This is a genomic window from Streptomyces sp. NPDC002306 (assembly GCF_053593435.1).
Window position 1 is genome coordinate 82069 of the sequence record NZ_JBSFCK010000009.1, and the last position, 26152, is coordinate 108220.

24 protein-coding genes are annotated in these 26152 nt (G+C 72.6%); 18 read left to right on the forward strand and 6 right to left on the reverse strand.

The window, feature by feature from the left end; all coding sequences use genetic code 11:
* Positions 1-62: 62 nt before the first annotated feature.
* The 7 genes from ACWCQK_RS19655 to ACWCQK_RS19685 all read left to right on the forward strand — a co-directional run bounded on the left by ACWCQK_RS19655 (position 63) and on the right by ACWCQK_RS19685 (position 9553).
* The gene (locus tag ACWCQK_RS19655) at positions 63-923 is read left to right on the forward strand and encodes a TrmH family RNA methyltransferase (protein ID WP_451156465.1); all 861 of its coding nucleotides are present in this window, start codon (positions 63-65) and stop codon (positions 921-923) included.
* A gap of 51 nt (positions 924-974) precedes the next feature.
* Positions 975-2120 carry an ATP-binding protein gene (locus ACWCQK_RS19660; RefSeq protein ID WP_451156467.1) on the forward strand — a complete coding sequence of 382 codons (1146 nt, stop codon included), beginning with the start codon at positions 975-977 and terminating at the stop codon, positions 2118-2120.
* 139 nt (positions 2121-2259) lie between these two features.
* Positions 2260-3381 carry a phenylalanine--tRNA ligase subunit alpha gene (pheS, locus tag ACWCQK_RS19665; protein ID WP_451156469.1) on the forward strand — a complete coding sequence of 374 codons (1122 nt, stop codon included), beginning with the start codon at positions 2260-2262 and terminating at the stop codon, positions 3379-3381.
* Positions 3381-5897, forward strand: coding sequence for a phenylalanine--tRNA ligase subunit beta (pheT, locus tag ACWCQK_RS19670; protein WP_451156471.1), 2517 nt, complete (start codon positions 3381-3383; stop codon positions 5895-5897). Before pheS ends, pheT begins: the two co-directional genes overlap by 1 nt.
* A 274-nt stretch (positions 5898-6171) precedes the next feature.
* On the forward strand, positions 6172-7254 hold the full coding sequence (locus ACWCQK_RS19675) for a PP2C family protein-serine/threonine phosphatase (protein ID WP_451156868.1): 1083 nt from the start codon (positions 6172-6174) through the stop codon (positions 7252-7254).
* A gap of 282 nt (positions 7255-7536) precedes the next feature.
* Entirely contained in the window at positions 7537-8877 is a 1341-nt protein-coding gene (locus tag ACWCQK_RS19680) for a transcriptional regulator (protein ID WP_451156473.1), read from the forward strand.
* A 130-nt stretch (positions 8878-9007) separates the two neighbouring features.
* Positions 9008-9553: an NUDIX hydrolase gene (locus ACWCQK_RS19685; protein WP_451156475.1), complete on the forward strand. Its 546-nt coding sequence runs from the start codon at positions 9008-9010 to the stop codon at positions 9551-9553.
* Between the two features lie 17 nt (positions 9554-9570).
* Here the strand turns inward: ACWCQK_RS19685 and ACWCQK_RS19690 are convergent, their stop codons facing one another.
* Both ACWCQK_RS19690 and ACWCQK_RS19695 read right to left on the reverse strand, forming a co-directional pair.
* On the reverse strand, positions 9571-9828 hold the full coding sequence (locus tag ACWCQK_RS19690) for a hypothetical protein (protein ID WP_451156477.1): 258 nt from the start codon (positions 9826-9828) through the stop codon (positions 9571-9573).
* 194 nt (positions 9829-10022) lie between these two features.
* A complete protein-coding gene (locus ACWCQK_RS19695) occupies positions 10023-10883 on the reverse strand; it encodes a 3-hydroxybutyryl-CoA dehydrogenase (protein ID WP_451156479.1) in 861 nt (286 codons plus the stop codon).
* Between the two features lie 175 nt (positions 10884-11058).
* Between ACWCQK_RS19695 and ACWCQK_RS19700 the strand changes: the two genes are divergently transcribed.
* Positions 11059-12294 carry a glycoside hydrolase family 10 protein gene (locus ACWCQK_RS19700; RefSeq protein ID WP_451156481.1) on the forward strand — a complete coding sequence of 412 codons (1236 nt, stop codon included), beginning with the start codon at positions 11059-11061 and terminating at the stop codon, positions 12292-12294.
* Between the two features lies 1 nt (position 12295).
* Here the strand turns inward: ACWCQK_RS19700 and ACWCQK_RS19705 are convergent, their stop codons facing one another.
* A complete protein-coding gene (locus tag ACWCQK_RS19705; protein ID WP_451156483.1) occupies positions 12296-12490 on the reverse strand; it encodes a DUF1918 domain-containing protein in 195 nt (64 codons plus the stop codon).
* 26 nt (positions 12491-12516) lie between these two features.
* Positions 12517-13452, reverse strand: coding sequence for a DMT family transporter (locus ACWCQK_RS19710; protein ID WP_451156485.1), 936 nt, complete (start codon positions 13450-13452; stop codon positions 12517-12519).
* Between ACWCQK_RS19710 and ACWCQK_RS19715 the strand changes: the two genes are divergently transcribed.
* The 3 genes from ACWCQK_RS19715 (at position 13451) to ACWCQK_RS19725 (ending at position 16169) form a co-directional block, all read left to right on the forward strand.
* On the forward strand, positions 13451-14917 hold the full coding sequence (locus tag ACWCQK_RS19715) for an aminotransferase-like domain-containing protein (RefSeq protein ID WP_451156487.1): 1467 nt from the start codon (positions 13451-13453) through the stop codon (positions 14915-14917). The genes ACWCQK_RS19710 and ACWCQK_RS19715 overlap by 2 nt on opposite strands.
* Positions 14918-14935: 18 nt before the next feature.
* The gene (locus tag ACWCQK_RS19720; RefSeq protein WP_451156489.1) at positions 14936-15373 is read left to right on the forward strand and encodes a GNAT family N-acetyltransferase; all 438 of its coding nucleotides are present in this window, start codon (positions 14936-14938) and stop codon (positions 15371-15373) included.
* Between the two features lie 202 nt (positions 15374-15575).
* Complete coding sequence (locus ACWCQK_RS19725; protein WP_451156491.1) at positions 15576-16169, forward strand: histidine phosphatase family protein; 594 nt, start codon at positions 15576-15578, stop codon at positions 16167-16169.
* On the opposite strand, the gene ACWCQK_RS19730 is transcribed toward ACWCQK_RS19725, so the two are convergent.
* Complete coding sequence (locus ACWCQK_RS19730; protein ID WP_451156493.1) at positions 16151-16600, reverse strand: DUF6314 family protein; 450 nt, start codon at positions 16598-16600, stop codon at positions 16151-16153. The genes ACWCQK_RS19725 and ACWCQK_RS19730 overlap by 19 nt on opposite strands.
* A 113-nt stretch (positions 16601-16713) precedes the next feature.
* Positions 16714-17151: a carboxymuconolactone decarboxylase family protein gene (locus ACWCQK_RS19735; protein ID WP_451156495.1), complete on the reverse strand. Its 438-nt coding sequence runs from the start codon at positions 17149-17151 to the stop codon at positions 16714-16716.
* 506 nt (positions 17152-17657) lie between these two features.
* On the opposite strand from ACWCQK_RS19735, the gene ACWCQK_RS19740 reads away from it, so the two are divergent.
* The 7 genes from ACWCQK_RS19740 to ACWCQK_RS19770 are packed head-to-tail and all read left to right on the forward strand — an operon-like array spanning position 17658 to position 26151.
* On the forward strand, positions 17658-20396 hold the full coding sequence (locus ACWCQK_RS19740) for a YfhO family protein (RefSeq protein WP_451156497.1): 2739 nt from the start codon (positions 17658-17660) through the stop codon (positions 20394-20396).
* Positions 20397-20419: 23 nt separating this feature from the next.
* Complete coding sequence (locus tag ACWCQK_RS19745; RefSeq protein WP_451156499.1) at positions 20420-21370, forward strand: glycosyltransferase family 2 protein; 951 nt, start codon at positions 20420-20422, stop codon at positions 21368-21370.
* Positions 21370-21825, forward strand: a complete 456-nt coding sequence (locus ACWCQK_RS19750) for a GtrA family protein (RefSeq protein WP_451156501.1) — start codon at positions 21370-21372, stop codon at positions 21823-21825. Before ACWCQK_RS19745 ends, ACWCQK_RS19750 begins: the two co-directional genes overlap by 1 nt.
* A gap of 45 nt (positions 21826-21870) precedes the next feature.
* Positions 21871-22899, forward strand: coding sequence for an N-acetyl-gamma-glutamyl-phosphate reductase (argC, locus tag ACWCQK_RS19755; protein ID WP_451156503.1), 1029 nt, complete (start codon positions 21871-21873; stop codon positions 22897-22899).
* Positions 22896-24047: a bifunctional glutamate N-acetyltransferase/amino-acid acetyltransferase ArgJ gene (argJ, locus tag ACWCQK_RS19760; protein ID WP_451156505.1), complete on the forward strand. Its 1152-nt coding sequence runs from the start codon at positions 22896-22898 to the stop codon at positions 24045-24047. Before argC ends, argJ begins: the two co-directional genes overlap by 4 nt.
* Positions 24044-24946 carry an acetylglutamate kinase gene (gene argB, locus ACWCQK_RS19765; RefSeq protein WP_451156507.1) on the forward strand — a complete coding sequence of 301 codons (903 nt, stop codon included), beginning with the start codon at positions 24044-24046 and terminating at the stop codon, positions 24944-24946. Before argJ ends, argB begins: the two co-directional genes overlap by 4 nt.
* Positions 24943-26151: an acetylornithine transaminase gene (locus ACWCQK_RS19770; RefSeq protein WP_451156509.1), complete on the forward strand. Its 1209-nt coding sequence runs from the start codon at positions 24943-24945 to the stop codon at positions 26149-26151. The genes argB and ACWCQK_RS19770 overlap by 4 nt, the downstream gene beginning before the upstream one ends.
* Position 26152: the final 1 nt, after the last annotated feature.

The following is a 26152-nucleotide window of genomic DNA, read 5'->3' on the forward strand; positions in this document are numbered from 1 at the left end:
CCGTACGACGGTGTGTGTACGACGACGGTGTCCGTACCCCTGAACCTCCGAAGGTGAACCCCATGCCTGCCGCCGCCCCCGAGCTGATCTCCCCCCGCTCCCCCCGCGTCCTGGCCGCGCGGCGGCTGGCCAAGCGGAACTTCCGGGGGAAGGAGCGGCTGTTCCTCGCCGAGGGACCGCAGGCCGTCCGGGAGGCCGCCGGGCACCGGACCGACGGCACGCCCACCCTCGTCGAGCTGTTCGCCACCGTCGAGGCCGCCGAGCGGTACGCCGACATCGTGGCGGAGGCACAGGCCGCCGGCGCCCGGCTGCACCTCGCCCACGAGCAGGTCATCGAGGACATCTCCACGACCGTCACCCCGCAGGGACTGGTCGGCATCTGCCGGTTCCTCGACACGCCCTTCGCGCGGATCCTCGACGCCCGCCCCCGGCTCGTCGCCGTCCTCGCCAACGTCCGCGACCCCGGCAACGCCGGGACCGTGCTGCGCTGCGCCGACGCCGCCGGCGCACAGGCGGTCGTCCTGACCGACGCCTCCGTCGACCTGTACAACCCCAAGGCCGTGCGCGCCTCCGTCGGCTCCCTCTTCCACCTCCCGGTCGCCGTCGGCGTCCCCGTCGAGCAGGCCGTGGGCGGGCTCAAGGCGGCCGGCGTCCGTATCCTCGCCGCCGACGGCGCCGGTGGCGCGGACCTCGACGACGAACTCGACCGGGGCACCATGGGCGGCCCCACCGCGTGGGTGTTCGGGAACGAGGCCTGGGGGCTCCCGGAGGAGACCCGCGCACTCGCGGACGCCGTGGTGCGCGTCCCGATCCACGGAAAGGCCGAAAGTCTGAACCTCGCCACCGCCGCCGCCGTATGTCTCTACGCCTCGGCCCGTGCACAGCGCGCCTCCGGAGGGTGCCGCTCCGTCACCGAGAGCTAGTAGGGTGACCAGCTCGGGGGCCCGTGGCCGTCTGAGAAGTGGGGTACGGGGATGAGCGTCGGCACGAGCAGCGCACCGGGAGCGAGGCGGGCGCGGCACACACCCGCGCCGCGACAGGGCGACCTCGCCGAGCTCGGCGTCGACCCCGACGAACTGCCCGACGGCCTCGTCATCGCCGACGAGCACGGACACGTCGTCTGCTTCAACGCCGCCGCCGGGCGCATCACCGCCACCGCCGCCGCCGACGCCCTCGGCCGGCGGCTGGAGAAGGCCCTGCCCTTAGAGGACCTGGAGGGCCGGCGCTGGTGGCAGCTGACCGACCCGTACGGCGGGCTGTCCATCCGCATCGGCCAGCCCGAGCGCAACCTGCTGCTGCCCGGCGGCCGCGAGGTGCTCGTGTCCGCACGGTACGTCCGCACCGAACCCACCGGGCCCGTCCGCCGCGTCGTCGTCACCCTGCGTGACACCGAGGCCCGCCGGCGCACCGAGCGCAGCCACGCCGAACTCATCGCGACCGTCGCCCACGAACTGCGCTCACCGCTGACGTCCGTCAAGGGCTTCACCGCCACCCTGCTGGCCAAGTGGGAGCGGTTCACCGACGACCAGAAACGGCTGATGCTGGAGACCGTCGACGCCGACGCCGACCGGGTCACCCGGCTCATCGCCGAACTGCTCGACATCTCGCGCATCGACTCCGGACGCCTGGAGCTGCGCCGCCAGCCCGTCGACATCGGCGCGGCCGTGGGACGGCACATCCAGGCCTACGTCGCCGCGGGCCAGCCCGCCGACCGCTTCCTGCTGCGCGTCGAGCAGCCGCTGCCCGCCCTGTGGGCCGACCCCGACAAGGTCGACCAGGTGCTGAGCAACCTGCTGGAAAATGCCGTGCGACACGGCGAGGGAACCGTCACCATCGACATCACGCCCTCGGCGTCCCCCCGCGAAGGGGAGACCGAGGAGATCACGGCCACGTCGGTCACGGTGAGCGACGAGGGTCCCGGCATCCCGGAGGAGTCCATGAACCGCGTCTTCACCCGCTTCTGGCGGGGCAGCAAGCGCGGCGGCACGGGCCTGGGGCTGTACATCGTCAAGGGCATCGTCGAGGTCCACGGCGGCCTCATCACGGTCGGCCGCGCCCCCGGCGGTGGCGCGCAGTTCCGATTTACGTTGCCCGTGGGGGCCCCGGCCTACCTGGCCTGAGCAGCCCGCGGGCGCATCCGTCAGTCCTCACCCCGTTAGACTCGGCCTTTGGCACCTTTGTGTCCCGAAGTCGGCGACGGCTTGTCATCGGATGGGTGACGGGGACCTCACAGCCAGCCAACCGGAAGCACGGGAAGAGATGTCGGCACCGAATAAGTCGTACGACCCTGTAGAGGTCGAGACGTTGAAACCGGAAGAGATCGAGCGCATGCGGGACGAGGCGCTCGCCGCCTTCGCCGCCGCGGACTCCCTCGACGCGCTCCAGGAGGCCAAGGTCGCCCACACCGGCGGCGCCTCGCCGCTGGCCCTGGCCAACCGCGAGATCGGCGCCCTGCCCCCGCACGCCAAGGCGGCCGCGGGCAAGCTGGTCGGCCAGGCCCGCGGCGCCGTGAGCAAGGGCCTGGGCGTCCGCCAGAGCGAGCTGGAGGCCGAGCGGGACACCCGGGTGCTGGTCGAGGAGGCCGTGGACGTCACGCTGCCCTACGACCGCGTACCGGCCGGGGCCCGCCACCCGCTGACCACGCTCTCGGAGCGCATCGAGGACGTCTTCGTGGCCATGGGCTACGAGGTCGCCGAAGGCCCGCAGGTCGAGGCGGAGTGGTTCAACTTCGACGCCCTCAACATCGGCCCGGACCACCCGGCCCGCGGCGAGGCCGACACGTTCTTCGTGCGGGGCCCCGAGGGCGGCACCGAGTCCGGCGTGGTGCTGCGCACGCACACGTCGCCCGTGCAGATCCGCTCGCTGCTCCAGCGTGAGCTGCCGCTCTACGTGATCTGCCCCGGCCGGGTGTACCGCACGGACGAGCTGGACGCGACGCACACCCCGGTCTTCCACCAGGTCGAGCTGCTCGCCGTCGACGAGGGCCTGACCATGGCCGACCTCAAGGGCACCCTGGACCACATGGTCCAGTCGCTGTTCGGGGCCGGCATGAAGACCCGGCTGCGGCCGAACTTCTTCCCCTTCACCGAGCCGTCCGCCGAGATGGACATGGTGTGCTACGTCTGCCGCGGCGAGTCCGTCGGCAACCCCGACCGCCCCTGCCGCACCTGCTCGTCCGAGGGCTGGATCGAGCTCGGCGGCTGCGGCATGGTCAACCCCAAGGTGCTCACCGCCTGCGGAGTCGACCCGGAGAAGTACAGCGGCTTCGCCTTCGGGTTCGGTATCGAGCGGATGCTGATGTTCCGCCACAACGTCGAAGACATGCGCGACATCGTCGAGGGTGACGTCCGGTTCACCCGGCCGTTCGGGATGGAGATCTGATGCGGGTCCCGCTTTCTTGGCTGCGGGAGTACGTCGACCTGCCGGCGACCGAAACCGGGCGTGACGTCCAGGAGAAGCTCGTGGCGGCCGGCCTGGAGGTCGAGACCGTCGAGCACCTCGGTGCCGACCTCAAGGGTCCGCTCGTCGTCGGCCAGGTGCTGACCATCGAGGAGCTGGAGGGCTTCAAGAAGCCGATCCGCTTCTGCACGGTCGACGTCGGCCAGGCCAACGGCACCGGCGAGCCCCAGGAGATCGTCTGCGGCGCCCGCAACTTCGCCGTCGGCGACAAGGTCGTCGTGGTGCTCCCGGGCGCCGTCCTGCCCGGCAACTTCGCGATCGCCGCGCGCACGACGTACGGCCGGACGTCCCACGGCATGATCTGCTCCGGCGACGAGCTGGGCATGGGCGACGACGGCAGCCACGGCATCATCGTGCTGCCGCGGGTGACCGAGGTCGGCAAGGACGCCGTCGAGCTGCTCGAACTGGTCGACGAGGTCCTCGACATCGCCGTCACCGCCAACCGCGGCGACTGCCTGTCGATCCGCGGTGTCGCCCGCGAGACCGCCATCGCCTACGGTCTGCCGCTGCGCGACCCGGCGCTGCTCGACGTCCCGGGCCCCAACGCCTTCGGCTACCCGGTCCAGGTCTCCGACCCGCTCGGCTGCGACCGCTTCACGGCCCGCACGGTCACCGGCCTCGAACCGGAGGCACGCTCCCCGCTCTGGCTCCAGCGCCGGCTCCAGAAGGTCGGCATGCGCCCGATCTCGCTCGCCGTCGACGTCACCAACTACGTGATGATGGAGCTCGGCCAGCCCCTGCACGCCTACGACCGCAACCTGGTCCAGGGCACCATCGGCGTACGCCGGGCCGAGGCGGGCGAGAAGCTCGTCACCCTCGACGGTGTCACGCGCACCCTCGAGGCCGAGGACCTGGTGATCACCGACGAGCGCGGCCCGATCGGCCTCGCCGGTGTCATGGGCGGCGCCAACACGGAGATCGCCGACCACCAGGACGTCGAGAACGCCAGCACCGCGGTCGTCATCGAGGCCGCGCACTTCGACGCGGTGTCGATCGCGCGCACGGCCCGTCGGCACAAGCTGTCCTCGGAGGCGTCCAAGCGCTTCGAGCGGGGCGTCGACCCGCAGGCCGCGTCCGCCGCGGCCCAGCGCACGGTGGACCTGCTGGTGCTGCTGGCCGGTGGTACGGCCGACGCGGGCGTCACCGAGGTCATCGCCCCGTCCGCGCCGCACACCATCACCGTCCCGGCCGGCCACGCGGACAAGGTCGCGGGCGTTGACTACGGCCGCGAGACCGTCGTACGCCGTCTCCAGCAGATCGGCTGCGACGTCTACGGCCAGGACGAGCTCCTCGTCACCGTGCCCTCGTGGCGGCCCGACCTCTCCGAGCCCAACGACCTCGCCGAAGAGGTCATCCGTCTGGAGGGCTACGAGAACCTGCCCTCCACGCTGCCCAAGCTCCCCTCCGGGCGCGGTCTGACCCACCGCCAGCGGCTGCACCGCCGGGTCGGACGGGCGCTGGCCGGAGCGGGCTACGTCGAGGCGCCGAACTACCCGTTCGTCGCCGAGCAGGTATTCGACCAGCTCGGCCTCGACGCCGACGACCCGGCCCGCCGCGTCGTGAAGCTGACCAACCCGCTCAACGACGAGGAGCCCGCGCTCCGTACGTCGCTGCTGCCGGGTCTGCTCGGCGCGCTGCGCCGCAACGACGGCCGGGGCTCGCACGACCTCGCGCTCTTCGAGACCGGGCTGGTCTTCCACCCGCGCGAGGAGCAGCGGATCGCCATCGCCCTGCCCGTGGACCGGCGTCCCACCGACGAGGAGATCGCGACGCTCGACGCGGCGCTGCCCGAGCAGCCGCGCCATGTCGCCGTCGTCCTCGCGGGCGCCCGCGAGCAGGCCGGCTGGTGGGGCAAGGGCCGTCCGGCCGACTGGGCCGACGCGGTCGAGGCCGCCCGGACCGTCGCCCGCGAGGCCGGTGCCGAACTGGTCGTGCGCGGCGGCAAGTACGGTCCCTGGCACCCGGGGCGCTGCGCGGAGCTGGCGGTCGTCACCGCCGACGGCACGGAGCAGGTCGTCGGCCACGCCGGCGAGCTGCACCCGCGGGTCGTCAAGGCGCTGGGCCTGCCCGCCCGCACCAGCGCGGCGGAGCTGAACCTGGACGCCCTGGAGGCGGTCGGCGACGACACCCCGCAGGCGCCCGGCATCTCCGCCTTCCCGGTCGCCACCCAGGATGTCGCGCTGGTCGTCGACAAGTCGGTGGCGCACGCGGACGTCGAGGCCGCGTTGCGCGACGGCGCGGGTGAACTGCTCGAGGCCATCCGGCTGTTCGACGTCTACGAGAACGACGAGCAGCTCGGTGAGGGCAAGAAGTCCCTCGCGTACGCGCTGCGCTTCCGTTCGGGGGAGCGGACGCTGACGGTCGACGAGGCGTCGGCGGCTCGGGACGCGGCGGTGGCGCTGGCCGCCGAGCGTACGGGTGCGGTGCTGCGGAGCTAGGTTCCCGGTGGGGGACCGCGCGGCATGCCTCGGCTGCGGGTCGGTCGTGGCTGGTCGCGCGGTTCCCCGCGCCCCTTTGGAGGGGCCTGTGGTCACCCGGCTGTGGGTCGCCGGCGGCTGGTCGCGCCGTTCCCCGCGCCCCTCGGGGGCTCACTCGATCGGGTGAGATCCGTTGGGGGTGTGGTGGGGCGGGGGGTGCGGTCGACAGAATCGGACCGGTCTTTCGGGGCCGGGTCGGTCTGTGCCGTCAGGTCCTAGATGGGGGGCCATGGACATGTTCCGCATCGGGCTGTCGCCGCGCCGGGCCTTCGCTCTGGGGTTGCCCACGGTGTGGGGCGCGACGGCGATCACCTACAAGCTCTCCTGCCCGCTCGCCCAGCAGAGCGGGTGGGGCGCGCGGGTCGTCAGCAGCGCGGTGTTCTTCGTGGTGGGCACCGGGCTGGTGCTGCACGTCCAGGGAGCGCTGCTGCGCGAGCTGAGACAGGCCCGCCGGGTCGCGGACGCCGCCCAGAGCGCGCTGCTGCGGCCACTGCCCCCGCGGATCGCCGGACTGGGCGTCGCCGCCGCCCAGCGCTCCGCGGAACGCGGCGCCTCGGTGGGCGGTGACCTCTACGAGGCCGTCGCCACCGAGCACGGCGTGCGGGTGGTGATGGGCGATGTGCGCGGCCACGGGCTGGCGGCGATCTCCACGGTCGCCGCCGTCCTCGGCAGCTTCCGCGAGGCCGCGCACGACGAGGCCGAACTCGGCGACGTACTGCGCCGCTTGGAGCGCGCGCTCGCCCGGCACCTACGCGAACGCGCCCGCGCCGAGCACCCCTCGGCGGGACCGCCGCCGGACACCCCGGTCGCCGAGGAGTTCGTCACGGTCCTGCTGCTGGAGATCGGCCGCGACGGCGAGATGCGCGCCCTCAACTGCGGCCATCCCTGGCCCTATCTGCTCAGCGGCACCCGCGTCGAGCCACTGGCCCGCACGGACCCCCTGCCACCCCTCGGCCCGTTCCCGCTCCCGGGCGAACTGCCCGCGGTGCGCCTGGGACTTCTCCTGCCGGGTGAATCCCTGGTCCTGTACACGGACGGGGCGGAGGACGCGAGGGACGGCCATGGCCGGTTCTTCCCGCTGCGCGCGGTGCTCGCGGAGGCGATACGCGACCACCCGGTCACCTCCCGGTCCATCCTGCGCACCGTCTTCGACGCACTCCACCGGCACACCGGCGGAGGCCCACCGACGGACGACGTGGCCCTGCTCGTCCTGCGCGACGAACGACCACGCGACCGGGAACCCGCCGGGGCGCGTCCGGGGGCGCGGGGAACCGTGCGACCGGCCCCCACGAACCCGCAGTCGACCGACCTCCTCTAGCACCCGGCGCACCGACGCGGTCCGGTCGAGCGCGGCGCCCCGTCGCCGTCCGCCCCGCCACGGAGTGTCGGGCAGGCAGCCGGGCGGACGGCGCGGTAGCGGGCCGCCGCACTGTATGAGGGGGAGCCGGCGGCCCGGCCGGCCTCTTGCGAGGCATCTCAGTCAACCGGCCGGGAACCGCCCGCAACAGCGCGCGCACAGCACGGATGCGCGTACTCCGTTCACACCCCGTGTGAAGCGGGACCCACTACCCTGACGGCACCGAGGAACCGGGGGGCACCCATGCAGCCCAACACTCTGCTCGACGCGATCCTCGACGAGGCGGGGATCTCGCACGCCGGGCTGGCCGCGCACGTCAACCAGGCCGGGCGGGCCCGTGGTCTGTCCCTCAGGTACGAACACACCGCCGTGGCGCGGTGGTTGAAGGGTCAGCGGCCGCGCGGTCAGGTGCCCGACCTGATCTGCGAGGTGCTGGCAGGCCGGCTGCACCGGCCGGTCACCCTCGACGACATCGGCCTCGGCGTTCCGGGCGAGCCGTCGGCCCCGCACGGCACCTCGCTGTCCGGCTTCGTGGAGCGGGCCACCGCTCTGTGGCGCTCCGACGAACAGCAGCGCCCGCACGTCCTCGGCGCCCCCGCCGTCACCGGCACGCCCGCCGTGATGCCCGTGTGGGAGTGGGAGAACCCGCCCGAGGACGTGGACGTCTCCCGGGGCGGCCGGCACCGGGTCACCTCGGCCGACATCGAGATGCTGCGCGCCGCCCGCACCCACTACGAGCAGATGTACCGCAAGGCGGGCGGCGTCGCGACCCGCAGCCGCATCGTCGGCTTCCTCAACGCCGAGGCGGCCCCCCTGCTGCGCGGCAGCTACACCGACGCCACCGGTCGTCAACTCCACCGGGCCACCGGCGGGTTGGTGGCCGTCGCCGGCATCTGCGCGTACGACTCGGACGCCCATGGCCTGGCCCAGCGCTACTTCCACCAGGCTCTCCGGCTCGCGAAGGCCAGTGGGGACCGGGGACTTGGCGCCTACGTCATAGCGCTGCTGGTCAACCAGTCGCTGTTCATGCGGGAGTACCGGCAGGCCGTCGCCTTCGCCGAGGCCGCGCTGCGGGCCGCCGGACGGCACATCACCCCCGCGCTCGCCTCGGATCTGTACGCGATGCAGGCCAAGGCGTACGCGCACCTGGGCGACGGTACGAGCGCCCTGTCCTGCATCCGGCGGGCCGAGACGGCCGCCGAACGCATCCGGCGTGGACGCGAACCCGACGAGACCGGCTATGTCCAGCCGGGTCTCGTCAACGTCCAGGTGGCGGAGGCGCTGCTCAGTCTCGGCGAGCTGGCGGCGGCCCGGGAGCACGCGGCGGCCGCCGTGGACAACCCCGCCCACGACCGCGGCCGGGTGCACCGGCTCGCGATGCTCAGCACGATCGAACTCCGTCAGGGCAACGCCGACAAGGCGGTGGCCACGGCGGTGCGGATGGCCGAGGCGGCCCGAGGGATGGAGTCCCAGCGCCTGCGGGACAGACTCCGCGCGGTACGCGAGCACCTGGTGCGCAGCGGCGTGGCCGGTACGGCCGAGGCCGCCGAACTCATCGACGGCGCACTGCGCGTACCGCTGTAGATTCCGCGGATTTCCCACGGGTACGGGACAACTGCGCCTGTCGCTGCGCCGGGAGCGGCCCGCTGTGCGCCTGCTGTCAGCCCGCTCCTGCTGCGATATTGCCACTTACTCGGCGGAAGGTGGCAGAACCGTGCAGTGGACGAAACAGAACGAACAAACTGTGTATGAAAACCGCTGGTTCAGCGTCAATCTCGCAGATGTCGAGCTGCCGGACGGCCGGCATCTCGACCACTTCCTCATCAGGCTGCGGCCCGTCGCCGTGGCCACGGTGGTGAACGAGGCCAACGAGGTGCTCCTCCTGTGGCGCCACCGTTTCATCACCGACAGCTGGGGGTGGGAACTCGCGGCGGGCGTCGTCGAGGACGGCGAGGACATCGCCCACGCGGCCGCCAGGGAACTGGAGGAGGAGACCGGCTGGCGGCCGGGGCCTCTGCGCCACCTCATGAGCGTGGAACCGTCCAACGGCCTCACCGACGCCCGGCACCACATCTACTGGGCCGACGAGGGGGAGTACATCGGACACCCCGTGGACGACTTCGAGTCGGACCGCCGGGAGTGGGTCCCCCTCAAGCTGGTCCCCGACATGGTCGCCCGCGGTGAGGTCCCGGCCGCCAACATGGCGGCCGCGTTGCTGCTCCTGCACCATCTCAGGCTCGGGCAGGACACCTTGCCCTGACGTTCCTCACGGCGTCCCTAGTGTCCGAGGGCCTGCCAGACCGCCACGACCAGTGCTCCCACGGCCGTGACGGCCGCGATCGAGGGCAGGGGCCAGCGCGTGTGTTCCAGCGAGCCGAGCCGGGTGTTCAGTTCGTCGAGCTCCTTGGCGGTCTCTTCGGTGCGATGGGTGAGCAGAGCCAGTCCGCCCTCGACGCGGGCGTACGCCACGTCGAGGCGGCGCCGTAACTCTGCGAGTTCTCCATGGACGGCGGGATGCTCGGGATCGGCGGTCACGTGTCCGCTCCTTTCCGTAGTCGTCTCACATCCCTTGCATGTGCATGAAGAGTCAACTCGCCTGGTGGGCGCGTGGGGAGAGTGTGCGAGGGGCATATGCGTGCCCGGCGCGCACACGGCGTGTGAATGCCGCGGGCCCGGCACCGATACCGGTGCCGGGCCCGCGGGCGTCGCTGGGTGTGACCAGCGCGGGGTCAGCCGTAGGTGTAGAAGCCCGAGCCGGACTTCCGGCCGAGGCGGCCCGCGTCGACCATGCGCTGGAGCAGCGGGGGAGCGGCGTACAGCGGCTCCTTGTACTCCTCGTACATGGAGTAGGCCACCGAGGCGACCGTGTCCAGGCCGATCAGATCGGACAGCTTCAGCGGGCCCATCGGGTGGGCGCAGCCCATCTCCATGCCGTTGTCGATGTCCTCGCGGCTGGCGATGCCCGACTCGAACATCCGGATCGCGGAGAGCAGGTACGGGATCAGCAGCGCGTTGACCACGAAGCCGGACCGGTCCTGGGCGCGGATGGCGTGCTTGCCGAGCACCTTCTCGGCGAACAGCTGCGCGCGGCCCAGCGTGCCCTCGGAGGTGGTCAGCGCCGGGATCAGCTCGACGAGCTGCTGCACCGGGGCCGGGTTGAAGAAGTGGATGCCGATGACCTGGTCCGGCCGCGAGGTGGCGACCGCCAGCCGCACCAGCGGGATCGAGGAGGTGTTGGAGGCCAGGATGGCGTCCGGGCGGGTCACGACCTGGTCCAGGACCTGGAAGATCTCGGTCTTGACCTGCTCGTTCTCGACGACCGCCTCGATCACCAGATCGCGGTCCGCGAACTCGCCGAGGTCGGTGGTGAAGCTGAGCCGGGCCTGTGTCTGCGCCAGCTCCTCCTCGGAGATCTTGCCGCGCTCGGCTGCCTTGGCCAGGGAGGTGAACAGCCGGGTCCGGCCGAACTCCAGGGCCTCGCCGGTCGTCTCGGCGACCTTGACGTCCAGGCCGGAACGGGCGCAGACCTCGGCGATGCCCGCTCCCATCTGGCCGCAGCCCACCACTCCGACGCGTTCGATGTCGGTCACATCGTCCCTTTCGCTGCGCTGATCTACGGCGGTGGCAGGACGGCCGTGGTTCGGTGCCTGCTCCGTTCGTGCACGTTACCGCCAAGTATCGATGATCGATCGTCCGGGTGCGGCATCCTGGGCGCGCAGACGGTCCGTGAGGGCGCGGATCCACGGCGTACTGGGGGTGTGCGGCATGGGGCGACCGACCCGGCGTGTCTTCGCGCTGGCGGCGTTGACGGCGCTGACGACGACGGGTGCGTCGGCCCGCGGTGACCTCCCGGCCGCGGGGCGGCCGCGGGCCGCCGAGGAGATGCGGGGCGTGTGGCTGGCGACGGTGACCAACCGCGACTGGCCCTCCCGCACCGGGCTGACGGCGGCGGCGCAGCGCGCCGAACTCATCGCCCATCTGGACCGGGCGGTGCGCGACCGGCTCAACACGGTGATCTTCCAGGTGCGGCCGACGGCGGACGCGCTGTGGCCCTCCCCGTACGAGCCGTGGTCGCAGTACCTGACCGGCACCCAGGGCAAGAACCCGGGCTGGGACCCGCTCGGCACGGCCGTCGCGGAGGCCCACGCCCGCGGGCTCCAGCTGCACGCCTGGTTCAACCCGTACCGGGTCGCCCTGCACGCCGATCCGGCGCGGCTGGTCGCCTCCCACCCGGCCAGACGGCACCCGGACTGGGTGGTGCGGTACGGAGGGAAGCTGTACTACAACCCGGGGCTGCCCCAGGTGCGCGCCTTCGTCCAGGACGCCATGCTCGACGCGGTCGCCCGGTATCCGGTCGACGCGGTGCACTTCGACGACTACTTCTACCCGTATCCGGTGGCGGGCCAGACCTTCGACGACGACGCCGCCTACGACGCCCACGGCGGCGGCTTCCCGAACCGGGCCGCGTGGCGGCGCGACAACATCGACCGGCTGGTGCGCGAGACGGCGGCCCGGATCAAGCGGGTCCGGCCCGGCACCCGGTTCGGCGTGAGCCCCTTCGGGGTGTGGCGCAACGCCGCCACGGACCGGCTCGGCTCCGACACCCGGGCGGGCGTGCAGACGTACGACGACCTGTACGCGGACACCCGGACCTGGGTCCGCAAGCACTGGATCGACTACCTGGTCCCGCAGCTGTACTGGAACATCGGCCTGTCCGCCGCGGACTACGCCAAGCTCGTGCCCTGGTGGGCCGAGGTCGCGCGGGGCACCGGGACACAGCTCTACCTGGGCGAGGCGCTGTACAAGGCGGGCGACCCGGCCCAGCCCAAGGCCTGGCAGGACCCGGCCGAACTGTCCCGGCACCTCACCCTCGCCGCGCACCACCCGGAGGTGCGTGGGCATGTCTTCTTCGCCGCCCGGGAGGTGTCGGCGGATCGGATCGGGGCGATGGCGCGGGTGGTCGCCGACCACTACCGGCAGCCGGCGAAACCCCCGCGCTGACTCACCGCTCCCGTTCGGGGTGGCGGACCTCGCAGTCCGGGCCGGGGGACATCACCGCCTCGTGCCCGTCGGCGAAGCGGACCCGGTAGGGCGGGTTGCCCTCGGTGCCCATCACTTCGACGACTTCCGAGACCTGGTCGTGCTGGCCGACCACCCTGCCGTGCTGGACAAGCTGGTCGCCTTTGGTTGCGCGCATCTCAGGGCCTCCTCACCGGTGCGCGCTCAGTCGCGCGCCCGCTGGGTGACGGCGATGCAGACGAGTACCGCGACGGCCGTCAGCGGGGCGGCCGGCGTGAGGTGCTCGCCGAGCAGCAGCACCGACCACACCAGTGTGAGCAGCGGCTGCGCCAACTGCAACTGGCTGGCCTTGGGGATGCCGATCGCCGCCATGCCCCGGTACCAGACGACCAGCCCCAGGAACTGCGATCCGGCCGCGACCCACAGCAGTCCCGCGACGCTGTGCCCGGTCAGGTGCGCCGGCTGGTGGGCGAGGGCGACGGCGGCGACGGGCACGGTCAGCGGCAGGCACAGCACCAGTGCCCAGCCGATCACCTGCCAGCCCGGCAGCACCCGGGCCAGCCGGCCGCCCTCGGTGTAGCCGGCCGCGCACACCAGCAGGGCGCCGAAGAGGTACAGGTCGGCGGTGGACAGGGCGCCCCCGCTCTGCCGCACGGTGAAGGCGGCCACGGCGGCGGCGCCCGCCAGCGACGCCGCCCAGAAGGTGCGCGAGGGGCGGGCGCCGACGCGCAGGGCGGACAGCAGCGCGGTGGTGAGCGGGAGCAGCCCGACCACGACGGCGGCGTGCGCGGTGGTCGACGTCTCCAGGGCGAGCGTGGTGAGCAGCGGGAAGCCGAGGACGACCCCGGCCGCGACGACCGCGAGCCCGGGCCAGTGCGCGCGGGCCGGCGGTGGCACGCGCAGCGCGAGCAGGCAGCCGCCCGCGATCACGGCCGCCAGGACGCTGCGTACGGACACCAGGGCCCAGGGGCCGAATCCCTCCAGGCCCCAGGCGGTGGCCGGGAAGGTGAGGGAGAAGGCGAGGACACCGAGGGCGGCCTGCGCCGCCCCCACGGTCGGTCCGGGCGAGCGAGGGGAGCCGGGGGAGGGGGTGTCGACCGCTATCCCGGTGGCGGCGGTAGCGCTACTCTGTGCTCTCATGCATGAGCGTAGCAGTGTGGAAGAACTGGCGAATCAGCTGCGGCGAGAGCTCGACCGCTACTCTCCTGGCGGAAAGCTGCCGTCGAGCCGGTCCCTGGTCGAACGGTTCCGGGTGAGCCCGGTGACCGTCTCGCGCGCCCTCGCGCAGCTGGCCGCCGAGGGGCTGGTGGTCACCCGGCCCGGAGCCGGCGCGTTCCGGGCGCGCCCGCACGCCAGGACGGAACCCGTCGGCGACACCTCCTGGCAGGAGGTCGCCCTCAGCGCGGACGGCGCCGCCGACCTCGTACCGCGCACGGTGGACGCCTCCGGGGTCACGGTCTCGCTGGCCGCGCCGCCGCCCGGGGTGATCGAGTTCAACGGCGGCTACCTGCATCCCTCGCTCCAGCCCGAGCGGGCCATGGCCGCCGCCCTGTCGCGCGCCGGGCGCCGCCCCGGGGCGTGGGGGCGGCCGCCCATGGAGGGGCTGCCGGAGCTGCGCGAGTGGTTCGCGCGGGGCATCGGCGGATCGGTCACGGCCGCCGAGGTGCTGGTCACGGCCGGCGGTCAGTCCGCGCTGACCACCGCGCTGCGCGCGCTGGCGCCGCCCGGCGCCCCGGTGCTCGTGGAGTCGCCCACCTACCCGGGCATGCTGGCCATCGCCCGTGCGGCGGGCCTGCGTCCGGTGCCGGTGCCGGTGGACGCCGACGGGGTGCGCCCGGACCTGCTCGCCGACGCGCTGCGCGCCACCGGCGCCCGCGTCCTCGTCTGCCAGCCGCTGTTCCAGAACCCGACCGGCGCCGTGCTCGCCCCGGCCCGCCGCGGCGAGGTGCTGCGCATCGCGCGCGAGGCGGGCGCGTTCGTCGTCGAGGACGACTTCGTCCGGCGGCTCGTGCACGAGGACGCGGGGGAGCTGCCGCGCCCGCTCGTCGCGGACGATCCGGACGGTGTCGTCGTCCATGTCGGCTCGCTCACCAAGGCCACCTCGCCGAGCTTCCGGGTCAGCGCCCTGGCCGCGCGCGGACCGGTCCTGGAGCGGCTGCGCGCCATCCAGGTGGTCGACACCTTCTTCGTCCCCCGGCCGCTCCAGGAGGCCGCGCTGGAACTCGTCGGCTCGCCCGCCTGGCCGCGGCACCTGCGGGCGATCTCGGCTGAGCTGCGCACCCGCCGCGACACGATGACGGCCGCCCTGCGCGTGCACCTGGGCGAACTCGCCCTGCCGCACATCCCGTCCGGCGGCTACCACCTGTGGCTGCGCCTGCCCGACGGCGCCGACGAGAGCGCCCTGACCGCCGCCGCGCTGCGCGCGGGCGTCGCGCTGACCCCCGGCCGGCCGTACTTCAGCGCCGAACCCCCCGCCGGGCACCTCCGGCTGAGCTTCGCGGCGGTCGCCGGGACCGGCGAGATCACGGAGGGCGTACGACGGCTGCGGGCCGCCTGCGACGAGGTGCTCCCGCGGCCGGGAAACCGTTCGACACACGGTGCCTGAGCTTGTGAGGATCCCGCCATGACCGACACCCCGAGCCTCGCCGAGGGCTACGAGATCTCCACCGACCCCGACCGGATCGACGCCGGGCGCGTGCACGGCTGGCTGTCCGCCGACGCGTACTGGGCGATCGGCCGGCCGCGCGAGAAGCAGGACCGGGCGATCGCCGCATCCCTCAACTTCGGCGTGTACGACACAGTTTCGGGGGAACAGGTGGCCTATGCGCGGGTCGTCACCGACCGGGCGACCTTCGCCTGGCTGTGCGACGTGTACGTGCACCCGTCGGTGCGGGGCAAGGGGATCGGGACGGCCCTGGTGGGAGCCGTGCGCGAGCAGGTGCGGCCGTACGGGCTGCGACGCGTCCTGCTCGCCACCCACGACGCCCACGGGGTCTACGAGAAGCTGGGCTTCCGGGCGCTGGACCGGCCCGACCACTGGATGGCGCTCGTCTTCGAGTGAGACCGATGGGGCGAGCGAGCGCCTTCGTGAGGCGACCGACGGTCGTGAGGCGACTGCGGCCGTCGTGAGACGAGTGAGGCTTTCGCGCGGGTTGTCCGGCAGGTCCGGCAGGTCCTGACCTTGGGGTAAGACTTGGCGCACCCTCGGTAAATCCCCGTCAACACCCCTTGACCAGCGGACTCTCGCGGCTCACCATCGCCGCATGCCCCTTCGGCTCACATTCGTCGCCGCCGCGCGCAGTTCCCCGTTGCTCGCGGAACGCTTCGAGGACGACCGGCCGCTGGACCAGGCGGGCTGGGAGGAGGTGCAGCGCGCCGCCGGCGGACTGCTGCCGCTCGCCGCCGCGGAGCTGCGTTACTGCTCACCGACCCCGCGCAGCCGTGCCACCGGGGACGCCCTCGGTTACGCGCCGCTCGTGCAGCTCGCCCTGCGGGACTGCGACATGGGCCGCTGGCGCGGGCTGACCCTCGGTGAGGCGATGGCCCGGGAACCGGAAGCCGTGGACGCGTGGCTCTCCGACCCGCGCTCCAACCCGCACGGCGGGGAGCCGCTGCTCGCGTTCATCTCCCGGGTCGGCGGCTGGCTGGACACCCGCCCGGTCGAGGACGGCGGCCGTATCGTCGCCGTGGCCGAGCCCTCGGTGATCCGCGCGGCGCTGGTGTACGCCCTGAAGTCGCCGCCCTCGACGTACTGGAACATCGACGTGCGCCCGCTGTCGACGATCACCGTCACGGGCCATGCGAGCCGCTGGAACCTGCGCTTCGACCCCGGGTCCGCTCAGTCCTCGCGGACGTAGTCGGTGGTGAGGACCAGGTCCTTCGCGGGGCCGCCGACGCGCCAGAGCGTCCGCCAGTGGTCCGCGTCGCGGACGGTGAACTCGCCCCGGTAGAAGTCGGCGGCGCAGGGATGGCCGGCCACGTACCGCCCCGACGACAGGTCCAGGTCGTGGAAGGGCCGCCCGTCCGCGAACCGTACGTCCGCCGTGCCCGGGGCCGCGCCCGGCAGGAACCGCAGGGTCCGCTCGGCGGGCCGGGCGACCCCCCGCCAGACGAAGACACCGCTCTCCTGGTGCAGCAGCCCGCCGCCGTCCAGCGGGCCGAAGACGGTGGCGCCCTCGAAACGGCCCTCGTCGCCGCCGGCGAGATCGCGCACGGTGCGCTCCACCCGCCAGCGCCCGGCCAGATGGGCCAGCACGTCGGGCACGGGCCAGAACTCGCCCCTCGTCATCCCCTGCTCGTCCCTCCTCGGCCGGCGCCTCGCACCGCTCCACGGCGACGCGGCCCGCCGCCGGCCTCGACCCTACGGCCCGGCGCCCGCCCCGTTGACCACCCTCCCGCGGATCAGGCGGAGGCGGCCGGGTCCTCGGCGGGGTGCTGTCCCAGCGGCAGCAGCCCGCGCTCGGCGAACACCTGCTTCGCGGCGAAGGTCGCGTTCAGCGCCTTCGGCATGCCGCAGTAGACGGCGGAGTGCAGCAGCGCCTCGGTGATCTCCTCGGGTGTGAGGCCCACGTTCAGCGCCGCGTTCACGTGCACGTGCAGCTGGGCCTCGCAGCCGCCGAGCGCGGTCAGCATGCCCAGGGTCACCAACTGGCGGTCGCGCGCGGCGAGTCCGGGGCGGTCGTAGATCTCGCCGAAGGCCCAGGCGACGACCTGGTGGCCGAGTTCCGGGCTGATGTCCGCGAGGGAGTCGAGGACCCGTCGGCCGGCCTCGCCGTCGACCCGGTTCAGGACCTCCAGGCCGTGGGCGAAGCGCTCGTCCCGGGTGGTGTGCTCGCTCATGTCCGGTCATCCGTTCCCGGCCGCACCACGGGGCGGCCGTGCAGAGGGGGCGGTCGTGTGGTCCGGCGCACGTGTTCCGCTACGGGGCCCCGGCCGGCGCGGCACGCCGCCCAGGCCGCGGGAGAGGTCGTCCGCCGGTCATGTGACCGACCGTAGAACCTGGAGCGCGCTCCAGGGCAAGCCGACCGTCGTACCGCTGTCCTTCACCTCTGATCCCTGAGTGAGTCAATTCCTGTTCCCCGGGTGTTCACCGTGGCCTTCGTTTGGCTCGTGGCCGATTTCGAAAGGACCCTCACCAATTCCCGTACACGGCACAACCATTCGTAATCCCAGCCCGTCTAAGGCGGCGAATCGGTAATTCGGGGGAGTGACACCCCTGGACGAGACGCCATGTGCGTCACTTCCCCTGGGAGCCTGCTGACAATGGAACGCCGGACTTTACTCACCGCCCTTTCGTGTGGCATTCCTCACAGGAACACGGGGCGTCGTCCGCACAGGAACACGGTGTGAAACCGACCGTCCGTCCGACGCCTGGGTCCACGCCCGCGCCGCCCTCCGATCCGCCGCCCGACCGGACTTCGGAGCGCCGCGGTCCGCCGTGGCCCCGCCGCCCGGCGGTCGGGCCGCGGCAGGCCGCCGCCCTGCTCGCGGCGGCGGTCGTGGCCCTCGTGTGCTGCGCCGCCGACACCGTGGCGCGCAGCTACCCGTTCGGGCCCCGCACCCGCAACGTGAGCGACCTGGGCAACCAGTACGTACCGTTCCACGCGCATCTGTGGGACCTGCTCCACGGGAGGGCCGAGGGCGGCCTGCTGGTGAACTGGCGATCGGGACTCGGCTCCAGCTTCCTGCCCGACTTCGGTACGTACCTGAGTAGCCCGTTCGCCCTGCTCGTGGGGGTGTTCCCGAGGGACGGGATCGACCTCGCGGTCTACGTGATCACCGTGCTCAAGACGGCGTGCGCCGGTGCGGCCATGGCCTGGCTGCTGCTCGTCCTGCGCCCCGGCCGCTGGTGGGCGGCGGGGCTGCTCGGCGCCTCCTACGCCCTGTGCGGCTGGAGCGTGCTGATGGCCGCGGTCAACCCCATGTGGCTCGACGGCCTCATCGCCCTGCCGCTGCTGTGCCTGGTCGGCGAGTGGGCGCTGACCGGACGGCGACCGGTTCTCGGCACGCTGATCGTGGCGGTCGCCTGGATCGCCAACTTCTACACCGCGTACATGGCCACCCTCGCCGCCGGTCTGGTGCTGCTGCTGCGCCTGTCGCTGTCCGGCCTCCCGGCGCGGCGGCGGCTCGCCGCGGCGGGCCGGGCGGGACTGAGCACCGTGCTCGGCATCGGCCTGGCCGCCCCGCTGGTCGTCGTCGTGTACTTCGGGACCAGGCACGCCCGTCCCGGCCGGGTCACGCAGTTCAGGCCGCTGGCGACCGAGTACCTGCTGGCCCACCTGCTGCCGACGTCGTACAGCTTCAGCAGCCCGGCCGTCTACGTGGGCATGGCGGCGCTGCTGCTCGCCCTCGCCCTGCCCTTCCACCGGGCGGTTCCCCGGCGGGTGCGCGCCGGGTGGACGCTGCTGGTGGTGGCGGTGACGCTGTCGATGCGGTGGGAACCGACCCATCTGGTCTGGCACGCCTTCGCCACCCCGCAGGGCAGCGCGTACCGGCAGACCTTCGTGCTGTGCGGGCTGCTGGTCATCTCCGCCTGGACCGCGCTGTCGTACGGCCCGCCGGACCCGCGCGCGCTGGGCGCGGCGGCCGGGCTCCTCGCACTGATCACGGCCGTCGCGGCCGGGAGCGCGCCGGTACGTCATTCCTTCACACTGCCGATCGCCCTGCTCGCCGCCCTGGCCGCGCTGGCCGGGCTGGCCCTGCTGGGCCGCGCGGACGGCGGGTGGGGCCTGGACGGCCGGGTCTGCACCGCGCTGGCCGCGGCCCTGCTGCTCGGCGGGCAGTTCGGCGAGGCCACGGCCACCTCCGCCGTGGCCACGAGGGCGCGCGTCACCCACATGGACGCCTACGTTCCCTGGGGTGCCCGCCAACTGACCCAGTCGGAGGCGGTCGCCGGGGCCGACGACTGGCCTCGGTACCGCACCGAACCGGGCCGGGAACAGACCGTGGGCAACGACCCGATGGAGGTCGGAGGCCAGGGCGCCCAGTACTACAGCAGCCTCACCTCCGACGTCCTCAGCCGCACGCTGACCGCCCTCGGGGACGGCTGGACCTCCCGGGGCCGCAACGTGCAGAGCCTGGACAACGCCGTGACGGACGCGCTCTTCTCCGTCGGCGCCCGGGTGCACTCCCCGCCGGATCCGCACCAGACGCGGTTCCCCCAGGACGGCAGCCGGACGACCGTGACCCGGCAGGAGGCGCCGCCCCTGGTCACGGTGCGGCCGGCCGGCGCCGGCGGGCACGGCCGTGCGGACGTCCGCGCCTTCGGCCCGTCGCCGTACCGCAACCAGGAGATGCTGCTGGGCACCCGCGTCTACACCGTGCCCCGCCTGACCGTGCGTACTGGCGACGGGACAGTACCGGCCCGTGGCGACGACTGGCGGCCGGGCCTGCGCCTGGAGGCCCTTCCGACGGCGACGGCCGCGCGGCAGCCGACGATCACGGCGCGCTGCCGGGCCGGCAGCGAGGTCTATCTGTGGGCGCCCTACTTCTCGGGCACCGCGCGCCTGGCCGACGCCTCGGCCCCCGGCCCGACCGGACGGTTCCGGTCCGACTATCCCGTCACCATGATCGCCTCCATGCAGCGGCTCGGCCGGGTGCCCGCCTCGGGGCGGCTGCGGATCGATCTGGCCCCGGACCGGCCGAGCCTCGTCCCGGACGGCGCGGTCGGCTGTCTGGACACCGCGCGGCTGCGCACCGCGGTCGACCGGCTCCAGGCCACCGGCGCCACCGAGGTGACCGTCTCCGGCGGCACCGTCCGGGCCCGGCTGCCGGCGGGCAGCACGGGCATCGCGGTCGTCGCGGCCCCGAGGATCGCCGGCTGGCGCTGCGCCACGGGCGATGCCGCCGCCGTACCCGCCCGGGACTACCACGGGCTGATCGCCGTGCCGCTCGACGGTTCCGCGACCAGCCTCACCTGCACGTTCCGCCCGCCAGGACTGCGGCTGGGCGCCGCGATCGGCGGCATGGCGCTCCTGGGCCTGGCCCTGCTGGGCGCCCTCACCGCCGTCCGCGGACGGCGGGCCGCGGCCCGCTCCACGACCACCCGTCCACCCGACCGCGTCGGCGCCCGACCCGCGCTCTGACACCACGCTTCAGGGGGAGAACCATGCTCATCTCGATCGTCGCACCCTGCTACAACGAGGAAGACGTCATCGAGCGTTTCCACGACCAGGTCCAGCGGGTCGCGGACGACCTGCTGCCACGCGGCCACGACATGGAGTTCGTCTACGTCGACGACGGCAGCCGCGACCGTACGCTCGCCGAGCTGAAACGGCTCGCGGACCGCGACTCGCGCGTGCGGTACGTCTCCTTCAGCCGCAACTTCGGCAAGGAGGCGGCGCTGCTGGCCGGCCTGCGCCACGCCTCGGGGGACTCCGTGATCGTCATGGACTCCGACCTCCAGCACCCGCCGGAACTGATCACGCGCATGGTGGAGCTGCACGAACAGGGCTTCGACCAGGTCATCGCCAAGCGCACCCGCGGCGGCGACCGGATGCTGCGCACCGTCACCGCCCGCCTGTACTACCGGCTCGTCAACCGTCTCGTCGACGTGGAACTCGTGGACGGGGCCGGTGACTTCCGGCTGCTGTCCCGCCGCGTGGTGGACGCGATCCTGGCGCTCACCGAGACCAACCGGTTCTCCAAGGGGCTGTTCGCCTGGGTGGGGTTCCCCGGCACCACCTTCGAGTACGAGAATGCCGTGCGTGAGCACGGCCGCAGCTCATGGAGCTTCCGGGGCCTGCTCAACTACGGGATCGACGGACTGCTCTCGTTCAACAACCGCCCGCTGCGGGCGGCCCTCTACCTTGGTATGACCCTGTTGCTGTGCGCCGGGCTGTACACGGCGTGGATCGTGGGCGCGGCGCTCGTCAACGGCGTGGAGACACCCGGCTATGTGACGGTCGTCACCGCCGTCACCGCCCTCGCGGGCGTCCAGATGACCATGCTGGGGGTCATCGGGGAGTACACGGGCCGGATCTACTACGAGGTGAAGGGACGTCCGCACTTCCTGGTGAAGGCGACCAACGTGGAACGAGTGAAGGACCTGATTCCCTGATGCGCACCGCGACCACGCGCCCCGTGACCGCGCGCCCCGCGAACCCGCACCCCGCGCGGCCGCGACCCGTGCGACGGCAGCTGCTCACCTTCGCCGCGATCGGTGTGATCAACACGGCCACGTACTACGGTCTTTACCTCTTGTTTCTCATCCCCTTGCCTTATCTCGGCGCCCATGTGCTTGCATTTCTTCTCAGCATGACCGGCTCCTTCTTTCTGAATGCGCGTTTCACCTATCGGACGCGGCCGACCTGGCGGAAATTCCTGCTGTTTCCGCTGACGAATGCGGCCAATTTCCTGATCACCACGGCAGGTGTGTACGTGATCGTCGGCGTCCTGCACCACGGGAGCCGCTTCGCCCCCCTCGTCGCGTCCATGGCGGCGATCCCGGTGACCTTCGTGGTCTCGCGCTGGGTCATGGACTCCGGGGCGGGCACCGCCCGAACGATTGCATAAACGTGCAGCGCGACGTATAGTCATGCCATCCAGGAGGAGGGTGACATGGCGGTACGAGCAGCGGTGGCCGGGGCGAGCGGATACGCGGGCGGAGAGGTCCTGCGGCTGCTCCTGGCACACCCCGAGATCGAGATCGGTGCCCTGACCGGCAACTCCAACGCCGGCCAGGAACTGGGCGCGCTCCAGCCGCACCTGCTGCCGCTGGCCGACCGGGTGCTCCAGGAGACCACCGCCGAGGTGCTCGCCGGGCACGACGTCGTCTTCCTCGCGCTGCCCCACGGGCAGTCCGCCGCCGTCGCCGAGCGGCTCGGCCCGGACGTCCTCGTCGTCGACATGGGCGCCGACTTCCGGCTCAAGGACGCGGCCGACTGGGAGCGTTTCTACGGCTCCGCGCACGCCGGGACCTGGCCCTACGGCCTCCCCGAACTGCCGGGCGGCCGCGCCGCGCTGGAGGGGTCCAAGCGCATCGCGGTGCCCGGTTGCTACCCGACGGCCGTCTCGCTCGCCCTCTTCCCGGCCTACGCGGCCGGTCTGGCCGAGACCGAGGCCGTGATCGTCGCCGCCTCCGGCACGTCCGGCGCGGGCAAGGCGCCCAAGGCGCATCTGCTCGGCAGCGAGGTCATGGGCTCCATGTCGCCGTACGGCGTCGGAGGCGTCCACCGGCACACCCCCGAGATGATCCAGAACCTCGCTGCGGCCGCCGGCGAACCGGTCACCGTCTCCTTCACGCCGACGCTCGCCCCGATGCCGCGCGGCATCCTCGCCACGTGCAGCGCCAAGGCCCGGCCCGGCGTCACCGCCGAGACCGTGCGCGCCGCCTACCAGAAGGCCTTCGCCGACGAGCCCTTCGTCCATCTGCTCCCCGAGGGCCGCTGGCCCGCCACGGCGTCCGTCCACGGTTCCAACGCCGTTCAGGTGCAGGTCGCATTCGACGAGGCGGCGGGCCGCATCATCGCGATCAGCGCCATCGACAACCTGACCAAGGGCACCGCGGGCGGTGCCGTCCAGAGCATGAACATCGCCCTCGGGCTCGACGAGACCACCGGGCTTTCCACGATCGGAGTCGCACCGTGAGCGTCACGGCAGCCAAGGGATTCACGGCGGCGGGCATCGCCGCCGGGATCAAGGCGAACGGCAACCCGGACCTGGCCCTCGTGGTCAACGACGGGCCCCGCCGCACCGCCGCCGGCGTCTTCACCTCCAACCGCGTGAAGGCCGCGCCGGTGCTGTGGTCCGAGCAGGTCCTCAAGAGCGGCCAGGTCTCCGCCGTCGTCCTCAACTCCGGCGGCGCCAACGCCTGTACCGGGCCGAAGGGCTTCCAGGACACGCACGCCACCGCGGAGAAGGTCGCGGCCACGCTCGGCCACAACGCCGCCGAGGTCGCGGTCGCCTCCACGGGACTCATCGGCGTCCTGCTGCCCATGGACAAGCTGCTGCCGGGCGTCGAGGCCGCGGCCGCCGCGCTGAGCGACCACGGCGGCGAGAAGGCCGCCATCGCCATCAAGACCACCGACACCGTCCACAAGACGTCCGTCGTCAGCCGGGACGGCTGGACCGTCGGCGGCATGGCCAAGGGCGCGGGCATGCTCGCCCCCGGCCTGGCCACCATGCTCGTCGTCCTCACCACCGACGCAGACCTCGACAGCGACGTACTGGACGGGGCGCTGCGGGCCGCGACCCGCACGACCTTCGACCGCGTCGACTCCGACGGCTGCATGTCCACCAACGACACCGTGCTGCTGCTGGCCTCGGGGGCCTCCGGCGTCACCCCCGGGTACGCGGAGTTCGCCGAGGCCGTCCGCGGCGTCTGCGACGACCTCGGTCAGCAGCTCATCCGGGACGCCGAGGGCGCCAGCAAGGACATCAAGGTCGAGGTGATCAACGCCGCGACCGAGGAGGACGCCGTCGAGGTGGGCCGCTCCATCGCCCGCAACAACCTCCTCAAGTGCGCCATCCACGGCGAGGACCCCAACTGGGGACGGGTGCTGTCCGCCATCGGCACCACCTCCGCCGCCTTCGAGCCCGACCAGCTCAACGTCGCCATCAACGGCGTCTGGGTCTGCAAGAGCGGCGGCGTCGGCGAGGACCGCGACAAGGTCGACATGCGCTACCGCGAGGTGCACATCGTCGCCGACCTCGCGGCCGGCCCCGAGACCGCCACCATCTGGACCAACGACCTCACCGCGGACTACGTCCACGAGAACAGCGCGTACTCGTCATGAGCGTCACACGCAGGCACACCGCGCTGCCCAAGGCCCAGATCCTCATCGAGGCGCTGCCCTGGCTGACCCGGCACAACGGCAAGACCGTGGTCGTCAAGTTCGGCGGCAACGCCATGATCGACGAGCAGCTGAAGGCCGCGTTCGCGCAGGACATCGTGTTCCTGCACCACGCCGGCCTCAAGCCCGTCGTCGTGCACGGCGGCGGCCCGCAGATCAGCGCGGCCCTCGACCGGCACGGCATCGTCAGCGAGTTCAAGGCGGGCCTGCGGGTCACCACCGAGGACGCCATGGACGTCGTGCGCATGGTGCTCGCCGGACAGGTCCAGCGCGAGCTGGTCGGGCTGCTCAACCAGCACGGCCCGCTCGCCGTCGGCCTCACCGGCGAGGACGCGCACACCATCACCGCGACCAAGCACCAGCCCGAGATCGACGGCGAACTGGTCGACATCGGACGGGTGGGCGAGATCACCTCGATCGACACGGGCGCGATCGAGGCCCTGCTCGCCGACGGCCGCATCCCGGTCGTCTCGTCGATCGCCCGTAGTCAGGACGACGGACATGTCTACAACGTCAATGCTGATACGGCGGCTGCGGCACTCGCTGCGGCACTGGGAGCCGAAACCCTCATGGTCCTCACGGACGTCGAGGGACTCTACGAGGACTGGCCGCACAGCGACGAGGTGATCAGCCGCCTCACCGCCTCCCAGCTGGAGAAGCTCCTGCCGGAGCTGTCCTCCGGCATGGTGCCGAAGATGGAGGGCTGTCTGCACGCCGTACGCAACGGCGTCAACACCGCCCGCGTCATCGACGGCCGGGTCCAGCACTCGATCCTGCTGGAGATCTTCACCGACGAAGGCATCGGCACGATGGTCGTGCCGGACGACGAGGGGGACGCATGACCGGCACCGCGACCAACGCGGAGCTCACCCAGCGGTGGCAGGGCGCTCTCATGAACAACTACGGCACCCCGCGACTGCCCCTCGTACGCGGCGAGGGCACCCGGCTGTGGGACGCCGACGGCAAGGAGTACGTCGACTTCGTCGGCGGTATCGCGGTCAACGCCCTCGGCCACGCGCACCCGGCGGTCGTCGAGGCCGTCGGCAGGCAGATCGCCTCCCTCGGCCATGTCTCCAACCTCTTCGTCGCCGAACCGCCCGTCGCCCTCGCCGAACGGCTGCTCCAGCACTTCGGCCGCGACGGCAGGGTCTACTTCTGCAACTCCGGCGCCGAGGCCAACGAGGGCGCCTTCAAGATCGGCCGGCTGACCGGGCGGACCCACATGGTCGCCACCGACGGCGGCTTCCACGGCCGCACGATGGGCGCCCTCGCCCTCACCGGCCAGCCCGGCAAGCGCGAACCGTTCCTGCCGCTGCCCGGCGAGGTCACGCACGTGCCCTACGGCGACGCGCAGGCGCTGGCCGCCGCGGTCACCGAGGAGACCGCGCTGGTGATCATCGAGCCCGTCCAGGGCGAGAACGGCGTCGTCGTCCCGCCGGCCGGCTATCTCAAGGCCGCCCGGGCGATCACCGCCGCCGCCGGCGCGCTGCTCGTCCTCGACGAGGTGCAGACCGGTGTGGGCCGTACCGGCCACTGGTTCGAGTACCAGGCCCACGAGGGCGTCCTGCCGGACGTCGTCACCCTCGCCAAGGGCCTCGGCGGCGGACTGCCGCTCGGCGCGACCGTCGCCTTCGGACGCGCCGCCGAACTGCTCCAGCCCGGCCACCACGGGACGACCTTCGGCGGCAACCCCGTCGCCTGCGCGGCCGGACTCGCCGTCCTCGACACCATCGAGAACGAGGGCCTCCTCGACAACGTCAAGAACCAGAGCGAGAAGCTGCGCGGCGGAATCGAGTCGCTCGGGCACCCGTTGATCGACCACGTCCGGGGCGCGGGCCTGCTCCTGGGTATCGTGCTCACGGAGCCGCTCGCGCAGAAGGCGCAGCAGGCGGCTCAGGACGCCGGCTTCCTCGTGAACGCGCCCGCACCCGATGTCGTACGGCTGATGCCGGCGCTGAATCTCGGCGACGACGACGTGGACGCGCTCCTCGGGGCGCTGCCCGGCGTGCTGGACGTGGCCAACGGGGACGGACGATCCGGGGAATGAG

What these genes read in the sequence shown, in the direction of transcription:
- ACWCQK_RS19655 (WP_451156465.1), top strand. Translation starts at nt 63, where the DNA reads ATGCCTGCCGCCGCCCCCGAGCTGATCTCCCCCCGCTCCCCCCGCGTC.
- ACWCQK_RS19660 (WP_451156467.1), top strand. Translation starts at nt 975, where the DNA reads ATGAGCGTCGGCACGAGCAGCGCACCGGGAGCGAGGCGGGCGCGGCAC.
- pheS (WP_451156469.1), top strand. Translation starts at nt 2,260, where the DNA reads ATGTCGGCACCGAATAAGTCGTACGACCCTGTAGAGGTCGAGACGTTG.
- pheT (WP_451156471.1), top strand. Translation starts at nt 3,381, where the DNA reads ATGCGGGTCCCGCTTTCTTGGCTGCGGGAGTACGTCGACCTGCCGGCG.
- ACWCQK_RS19675 (WP_451156868.1), top strand. Translation starts at nt 6,172, where the DNA reads ATGTTCCGCATCGGGCTGTCGCCGCGCCGGGCCTTCGCTCTGGGGTTG.
- ACWCQK_RS19680 (WP_451156473.1), top strand. Translation starts at nt 7,537, where the DNA reads ATGCAGCCCAACACTCTGCTCGACGCGATCCTCGACGAGGCGGGGATC.
- ACWCQK_RS19700 (WP_451156481.1), top strand. Translation starts at nt 11,059, where the DNA reads ATGGGGCGACCGACCCGGCGTGTCTTCGCGCTGGCGGCGTTGACGGCG.
- ACWCQK_RS19705 (WP_451156483.1), bottom strand. Translation starts at nt 12,490, where the DNA reads ATGCGCGCAACCAAAGGCGACCAGCTTGTCCAGCACGGCAGGGTGGTC.
- ACWCQK_RS19715 (WP_451156487.1), top strand. Translation starts at nt 13,451, where the DNA reads ATGCATGAGCGTAGCAGTGTGGAAGAACTGGCGAATCAGCTGCGGCGA.
- ACWCQK_RS19710 (WP_451156485.1), bottom strand. Translation starts at nt 13,452, where the DNA reads ATGAGAGCACAGAGTAGCGCTACCGCCGCCACCGGGATAGCGGTCGAC.
- ACWCQK_RS19720 (WP_451156489.1), top strand. Translation starts at nt 14,936, where the DNA reads ATGACCGACACCCCGAGCCTCGCCGAGGGCTACGAGATCTCCACCGAC.
- ACWCQK_RS19725 (WP_451156491.1), top strand. Translation starts at nt 15,576, where the DNA reads ATGCCCCTTCGGCTCACATTCGTCGCCGCCGCGCGCAGTTCCCCGTTG.
- ACWCQK_RS19730 (WP_451156493.1), bottom strand. Translation starts at nt 16,600, where the DNA reads ATGACGAGGGGCGAGTTCTGGCCCGTGCCCGACGTGCTGGCCCATCTG.
- ACWCQK_RS19735 (WP_451156495.1), bottom strand. Translation starts at nt 17,151, where the DNA reads ATGAGCGAGCACACCACCCGGGACGAGCGCTTCGCCCACGGCCTGGAG.
- ACWCQK_RS19745 (WP_451156499.1), top strand. Translation starts at nt 20,420, where the DNA reads ATGCTCATCTCGATCGTCGCACCCTGCTACAACGAGGAAGACGTCATC.
- ACWCQK_RS19750 (WP_451156501.1), top strand. Translation starts at nt 21,370, where the DNA reads ATGCGCACCGCGACCACGCGCCCCGTGACCGCGCGCCCCGCGAACCCG.
- argC (WP_451156503.1), top strand. Translation starts at nt 21,871, where the DNA reads ATGGCGGTACGAGCAGCGGTGGCCGGGGCGAGCGGATACGCGGGCGGA.
- argB (WP_451156507.1), top strand. Translation starts at nt 24,044, where the DNA reads ATGAGCGTCACACGCAGGCACACCGCGCTGCCCAAGGCCCAGATCCTC.
- ACWCQK_RS19770 (WP_451156509.1), top strand. Translation starts at nt 24,943, where the DNA reads ATGACCGGCACCGCGACCAACGCGGAGCTCACCCAGCGGTGGCAGGGC.